The organism is Geomonas sp., assembly GCF_056994735.1.
Genome location: NZ_JBXKJL010000421.1, coordinates 1 through 6,672, shown reverse-complemented (window position 1 = coordinate 6,672; position 6,672 = coordinate 1). Strand labels below are relative to the sequence as shown.

The window sequence follows — 6,672 nt, the reverse complement described above, 5'->3', positions numbered from 1 at the left end:
CGTCGTCGTCTCGATCGCGGTGACGGGGCAATTGAGTTGAGTATAAAGGAACTGGAGCGGTTTTTTGGTCGGCGAGGACGGTCAGGGCCGGGAGAGACTGGACCGTAGACGCAAAAAGGCCGCCTCTCGCGGGAGTGCGGCCTTTTCTTGCTACTTCTTTTTTTCTGCGGGATCGGCTTCCGTCATGACGCTCTCGCAGATGATTTTTTTACTGTCACGCATATCGGAATATTTGAAACCTCCCATCCATTTCATTCACCCCCGCCCCCTATATCTCCAGCCTTACCTTCGCCTGCTTCTTCAGCGCCTCCTTGAGCCGCTGCTGGGCATGGACGATCAGCATCTGGTGCGTTCCTTCACCCCCCTCGCCCTCGGAGGGAAGGCGCTGCAGGTAGCTCCCGTCCGGCTGCATGTCCCAGGCGGAGCGGTGATCGGCCTCATAGCAGTCAAAGAGGGAGCGCAACTCCTGCGTCAACTCCGGGGGGACCACCGGGCACATGATCTCCACCCGCGCCTCGAGGTTTCGCTTCATGGCGTCGGCTGACGAGATGAAATACTCCTCGGCGCCGCCGTTTCTGAAGTAGTAGACCCGTGCGTGTTCCAGGAAGCGCCCGACGATGCTGACCACACGGATGTTCTCGGAAAGACCCGGGACCCCCGGCCGCAGGACACAGGTGTCGCGCACGTAGAGGTCGATCTTCACCCCTGCCATCGAGGCGCGGTAAAGGGCCTTGGCGATGTCCCCATCCTCCAGGGCGTTGATCTTGAACCGGATCTGCCCGCCGCCCGACTGCTGGTGGAGCGCCGCTTCCCGCTCGATGCGTGCCAGGAGCGCCTTCTTCAGGAATTTGGGCGCCGGGATGATGACCTCGTAGTGGCGCTTGGCCGAGAAGCCGGTGGTCAGATAATTGAAGAGCTCGGTGACATCCTGGGCAATGGCCTCGTCCGAGGTGATGAGCCCTATATCGCTGTAGATGCGCGCAGTCTCGGCGTGATAGTTGCCGGTCCCGATGTGCACGTAGCGGCGCAGTCCGGGAAAATCCTGCCGCACCACCAGTACCACCTTGCAGTGCGTCTTGAAGCCGACGACGCCGTAGGTGACATGGATCCCCGCCTCCTCCATCTGCTCGGCCAGCCGGATGTTGGCAGCCTCATCGAACCGCGCCTTGAGCTCCACCACCACCGCGACCTGCTTGCCGTTTTGAGCCGCCAGGAGCAGGGCGTCGATGATCCTCCCCTGGCTTGAGGTCCTGTAGAGGGTCATCTTGATGGCGCGGACCTTCGGATCCTCCGCCGCCTCCCGCAGGAAGCGCTCGACCGAGGTGGAGAAGGAGATGTAGGGGTGCTGCAGCAGGATGGCCCCGGCATCACGGATCATATGGAAGATGTTCCGCTTGCTGAGAAGCTGCGGGTGATCGATCGGATGGTGCGGCGGGTCGTGAAGCCGCGGGTAATCGAGCCTGGCCAGCTCCCACAGGTCGCGCATCCCCAGCATGCCGGGGACCTCGAAGACATCGTTCTCCTCGTCCAGTTCCAGCTCGGCGGCCAGCCTTCCGCGGTGCAGCGGCTCCATCCCCGCCCCTATCTCCAGGCGCACGATGGGAGCGAAGCGGCGCTCCTTGAGCTCCGACTCGATCATGGCCATCAGGTCGTCCGCCTCCTCCTCGACCTTTTCGGTGTTGGCGTTGCGGGTGACCCTGAAGATCTCGCAGGCCACCACGTCCATCCCCGGGAAGAGCATGTCGAGGTTGTTCATCATCACGTCTTCAACCGGGACGAGATGCTCTCCCTTCCCCACCCGGAGAAAGCGCGGGGAACCTAGACCGACCGGGACCTTGACCCGCGCCAGGGTGACCTCGCGGGACTTCGGGTAGCGCAGCGTGACCAGCAGGTTCAGGGAGAGGTTCGAGATGAAGGGAAATGGGTGGGCCGGGTCGATCGATTGCGGGGTGACCAGGGGATAGATATTGGTGTAGTAATGGTCGCGCAGGCGTTTTTTCTGCTTGGCGCTCAGGTTGTCGTAGCTCTCGATGACGATCCCTTTCTGCTCCAAGAGGGCCCGAGCCTGCTCGAGCACCTCCCTCTTCCGCGCCTCGATCTCCCGCACCGATGCCTGTGATTCCAGGACCTGCTGGCGCGGGGTCCTGCCATCGAGGGTCAGCTCGTGCAGTCCTGCCCCGATCTGCTGTTTGAGTCCTCCGATCCGTTTCATGAAGAACTCGTCGATGTTGGAGCTCACGATGGCGAGGAACTTGATCCGCTCCAGGAGGGGCGTGCGGTCGTCAATCGCCTCGTGCAGCACCCGACGGTTGAACTCCAGCCAGGTCAGCTCCCGGTTCAGGTACCATTGGCTGTCCCCGAGATCGACGGAGCTCTCGGTGTCAGGCGGTTTCGGTTTTTCCCTGGGTGGTTCCTTCTTCGCCCCCTTCCCCTTGGGACTCTTCGGTTTCGCCGCCTTTGCCTTGGCCGTTTTCGGCTTGACGGTCTTGCTCTTAACCGGCTTAACGGTCGCGCTCTTCCGGCCGCCCCCCTTCCCTTCCTTGACTTTGGGTGTCTTGCCGGAAGTTACGCCGCCATCCCGGGCCGCGCTGACAGGAACCGGCACTTCGTCTACCTCGACAGTTGCGACAAGCCTTTTCAGGGGAGGAAAATCGAAATTGCTGGAGGAGTCGTGCGGCGTTTCATCGGTTTTCTGCGGGAGTTCCAGCTCGCGCGGTGGTTCTTTGGATTTTACCGGCTTTGTTTCTATCACCTGGGTCTCCGGGAGATGTGGCATGGATAAAAGGTACAATGTTTCCAGGCAATTGCAACAAAGCAGCTCTTTCTCTCCCCTGCCTATCCTCTTCCCCTGGTCACCTGCACTCGGTTCCTCCCCCCCCTCCCTCCAGGGGAGGGGATCTCAGACCTCGAAGGGAAGGGGACCTTCATCGCTGGGCCGGGATAGCCGGCGGAGACAGGGGAGGCACGGTAAAAAAAGTGGCCGCGGCGATTGCCGGGCCACTTTCCCCTCTGCCTCATTTCAGGCCCCTTTAATCGATTGTCAGTTTTCTGCCGCGCTCCCTCGTTTCAAGGCTCTTCGGTATTCTTACTTCCAGGATGCCGTCTTTGAATACCGCCCTGGCCTTGTCGGTCAGGCATTCAGCCGGAAGCGGGCAGGTTCTGGTGAACGAACCGGACGAGCATTCGATCCTGTAGTAGTTGCTCTCCTGCACCTTCTGTTCACTTGTTTTCTGCCCGGAAATGGTGATGCTGTCGGGGGTAAGCTGGACGTTCAGGTCTTCTTTCCTGATTCCCGGAACTTCCGCTTTTACCACTACAGACTCACCGTCTTCATAGATGTCCACCGGCACATAAAGCATCCGTTCTGTTTCCTCGCCGCCCATACGGTTGGACCAGAGCGAGAAGAACGGCCTTTTGAATACCTCGTCGAACAGTCGGTCCATCTGGGCCATGGGAGAAGAGAAACGACTTCCCTGCTGCTGAACCTGTCTTTGTCCCGGTTGGCGCTCTTTCTCGGGGCTAAGGATGCTCCGTTCGTTTCTTTCCAACATAAAAGCCACCTCCTGACGGTTTTGTCCCCTAAGCAAATGGTAGTCCTATGGGCGAGGCATAGTCAAGGCCACCACAGGACCGCCTGTCGCCGCGCCGGCTCTGGAATGGGGGGCGACCTGCGCCGGGCCAGCCGGAGCGGCCCTTCACCCCAAGCTTCCCGGAGGATCTGATGAAGCGTTGGGGGAAATCATGGACATGAAAAAGCCCCCGGCAGCTGCCGGGGGCGAGGGTACTCCAGTAAGGGCGGTTACTCCTTTTCCCTCTCATCGGAGCCGGCTGGCCGCGCCGAGACCTTCTTCGCGGCCCTCTTCCTCAGGATTCTCATCACCTGCGCCGAGCTCCACTCCTTTTCCTCCCTGCGCCGCTCCATGACCATGATGATGGGGTCGGTCCGTCTTTTGAGTTCTTCTTCGTCCATGGCTCGCCTCCCGCTGCCGCAGCGCCGACGGCACGCCGCTGAGACAATCTTATCCTGTTTTGGAGCCTGGACAAAAAAAAGGCGGAGCAACCGCTCCGCCCCTTGATGGTATTTCATTGAAACCGTCAGGCGCCGCCGCCCAAAACCTTGTACAGCGTCACCATGTTGGCGAGCCGCGAGAAGCGCAGGCCGACCATCCCCTGCTGGGCGGAGTAGAGCGAGCGCTGGGCGTCCAGCACCGCCAGGTAGTTCTCGATGCCGCCGCGGAAGCGGGCATCGGCCAGGCGATAGCTCTGGGCGCTGGCGTCGACCAGGGCCTGCTGCGAGGTGAGCTGCGTTCCGATCGTCCCGTAGACCGCGAGGGCGTCGGAAACCTCCCGGAAGGCGACCTGAATCGAGCGCTCGTACTCGTTTACGAAGATGTCCCGGTCCACCTCTGCCACCTTGAGGTTGGCCTTGTTGAGGCCGGCGTTGAAGATCGGCACGGTGATCTGGGGGAGGAAGGACCAGGCCCCGGCCCCGGTGAAGAGGCTGGCCAACTCGGTGCTGGAGAACCCGGCCGCGCCGGTGAGGGTGATGCGCGGGAAGAAGGCGGCCCGGGCGGCACCAATATTGGCGTTGGCACCCTTCAGCTGGTTCTCGGCCGCCACGATGTCGGGACGCCGCTGCAGCACCTGGGAGGGGAGGCCCGGTGAGATATCCTTCACTCCGGTTACCGCACCAAGCCCCGCCGGCAGCAGCCCTTCCGGAACCGGGGCGCCCACCACCAGTTGCAGGGCGTTCATGTCTTCGGCGATCAGCCCGGTATAGTGGCCGATGTCGACCCGTGCCGACTCGACGGTGGTCTGAGCCCGGCTGAGGTCGAGTGCAGTGGCGACCCCCATATCGAAGCGGCTCCTGGTGATCTGGAAAGACGCCTCCTGAGCAGCCAGGGTATCCTGCGCGATCCGCAGCCGCTCCCGGTCCGCCGCCAGGGCCAGGTAGTTATTGGCCACCTCGGCCACCAGGCTGATCTGCACCGCGCGCCTCGCCTGCTCGGTAGCCAGGTACTGCTGGAGCGCCTGCTCTTTGAGACTCCTGATGCGTCCGAAGACGTCCAGCTCGTAGGCGCTGACCCCGAGGTTCAGGGAGTAGGCCTCGGCGGTGTTCGATCTCCCGGTGCCAGAGATGGTGCGGGGTACGTGCACGGCCGAATAACCTGCCGAGCCGTTCACCGCCGGATAGAGCTGGGAGCGCTGGATCTGGTACTGGGCCTGCGACCGCTCGATGTTGAGGGCGGCGATGCGCAGGTCGCGGTTGTTGGTGAGCGCCAGCGAGATCACCTTGCGCAGCTGGTGGTCGACGAAGAACTCCTGCCAGGCGAGGTCGCCCAGGACCGGACCATCCTTGGCGGTCCCCTGGTATGCCGGACCGGTCGGCCAGGCGGCGGGGACCGGGGGCTCGGGACGGCTGTATTTCGGCGCCATGGTGGAGCAGCCGGTCATGGCGAGGATGGCGCCCAGGGTAAGGCTGAGGCCGAGCTTGCGTTTCATGTCAGATCACCTCCGAGGCGGTGGCGGAATCGGCTGCGGGTACCTTCGGTTCTCCGGCAGCGGCTGTTTCCTCCGCGTGCTTTTCCCGCGAGAAGACCCGCGAGACCAGGACGAAGAAGAACGGAATGAAGAGCAGGTCGATGAAGGTCGCCGAGAGGAGACCGCCGGTCACGGCGGTGCCGATGGCGTTCTGGGCCCCGGCGCCGGCTCCCTTGGTCAGCGCCAGAGGGAGCGTGCCGAAGAAGAAGGCCAGCGAGGTCATGATGACCGGCCGCAGCCGGATCTTCACGGCTGACTTGGTAGCCTCGACCAGCCCCAGCCCTTGGTTCATCTGGTCCTTGATGAACTGGATGATCAGGATGGCGTTCTTGGTGGAAAGACCGACCGTGGTAAGAAGACCGATCTGCAGATAGACGTCGTTGGGGAGCGCCCGCATGGTAACGGCGGTCACCGCGCCGACGAGGCCCAGCGGCAGCATCAAGAGGTTGACGAACGGGATGGTCCAGCTCTCGTAGAGGGCCGCGACGCTCAGGAAGACGACCAGGAGCGAAATGGCGTAGAGCGCAGGCGCCTGGGCCCCGGCCTTCTTCTCCTCATAGGAGAGGCCTGTCCACTCGTAGCCGATCCCCTGGGGGAGCTTGGAGGCCATCTTCTCCATCTCGGTCATGGCCTCGCCGGTGCTGATCCCGGGAGCGGCCTGCCCCATGACCTCCACCGAAGGGATGCCGTTGTAGCGCTCCAGGCGGGGCGAGCCGTACTGCCACTTGGCGTTGGCGAAGGCCGAGAAGGGAACCATGTCGCCGGTCTTGTTGTGGACGTACCACCTGTTGATGTCCTCCGGCAGCATCCGGAAGTTGGGGTCGCCCTGCAGGTAGACCTTCTTGACCCTGCCGTTCTGGATGAAGTCGTTGACGTAGGTACTCCCCCAGGCTGTGGCGAGGACGCTGTTGACCTCGTCCAGGGAAACGCCCAAGGCTCCTGCCCTGGCGTCGTCGATGTCCAGCTTGAACTGGGGCGAGTCATCCTGGCCGTTGGGGCGCACCGCGATCAGTTTCCGGTTCTTCATCGCCATTCCCAGAAGCTGGTTGCGCGCCTCCATCACTTTCTCATGTCCCAAACCGCCCCGATCCTGCAGTTCAAGATCAAAGCCGTTTGCCACTCCCAGTTCAA

Annotated in this window: 5 protein-coding genes; all 5 read right to left on the bottom strand. The window is 62.4% G+C overall.

The window, feature by feature from the left end:
* Positions 1-268: 268 nt before the first annotated feature.
* On the bottom strand, positions 269-2,752 hold the full coding sequence (gene ppk1 / locus AC11W3_RS18085) for a polyphosphate kinase 1 (protein WP_484093490.1): 2,484 nt from the start codon (positions 2,750-2,752) through the stop codon (positions 269-271).
* Positions 2,753-3,029: 277 nt separating this feature from the next.
* On the bottom strand, positions 3,030-3,551 hold the full coding sequence (locus AC11W3_RS18080; protein ID WP_484090971.1) for an Hsp20/alpha crystallin family protein: 522 nt from the start codon (positions 3,549-3,551) through the stop codon (positions 3,030-3,032).
* A 248-nt stretch (positions 3,552-3,799) separates the two neighbouring features.
* The gene (locus AC11W3_RS18075) at positions 3,800-3,970 is read right to left on the bottom strand and encodes a hypothetical protein (RefSeq protein ID WP_484090970.1); all 171 of its coding nucleotides are present in this window, start codon (positions 3,968-3,970) and stop codon (positions 3,800-3,802) included.
* 125 nt (positions 3,971-4,095) lie between these two features.
* Positions 4,096-5,502 (bottom strand): efflux transporter outer membrane subunit, encoded by a 1,407-nt coding sequence (locus tag AC11W3_RS18070; protein ID WP_484090969.1) that lies wholly within the window; start codon positions 5,500-5,502, stop codon positions 4,096-4,098.
* A gap of 1 nt (position 5,503) precedes the next feature.
* The coding region (locus AC11W3_RS18065) for an efflux RND transporter permease subunit (RefSeq protein WP_484093489.1) at positions 5,504-6,672 on the bottom strand (1,169 nt) is incomplete at its 5' end.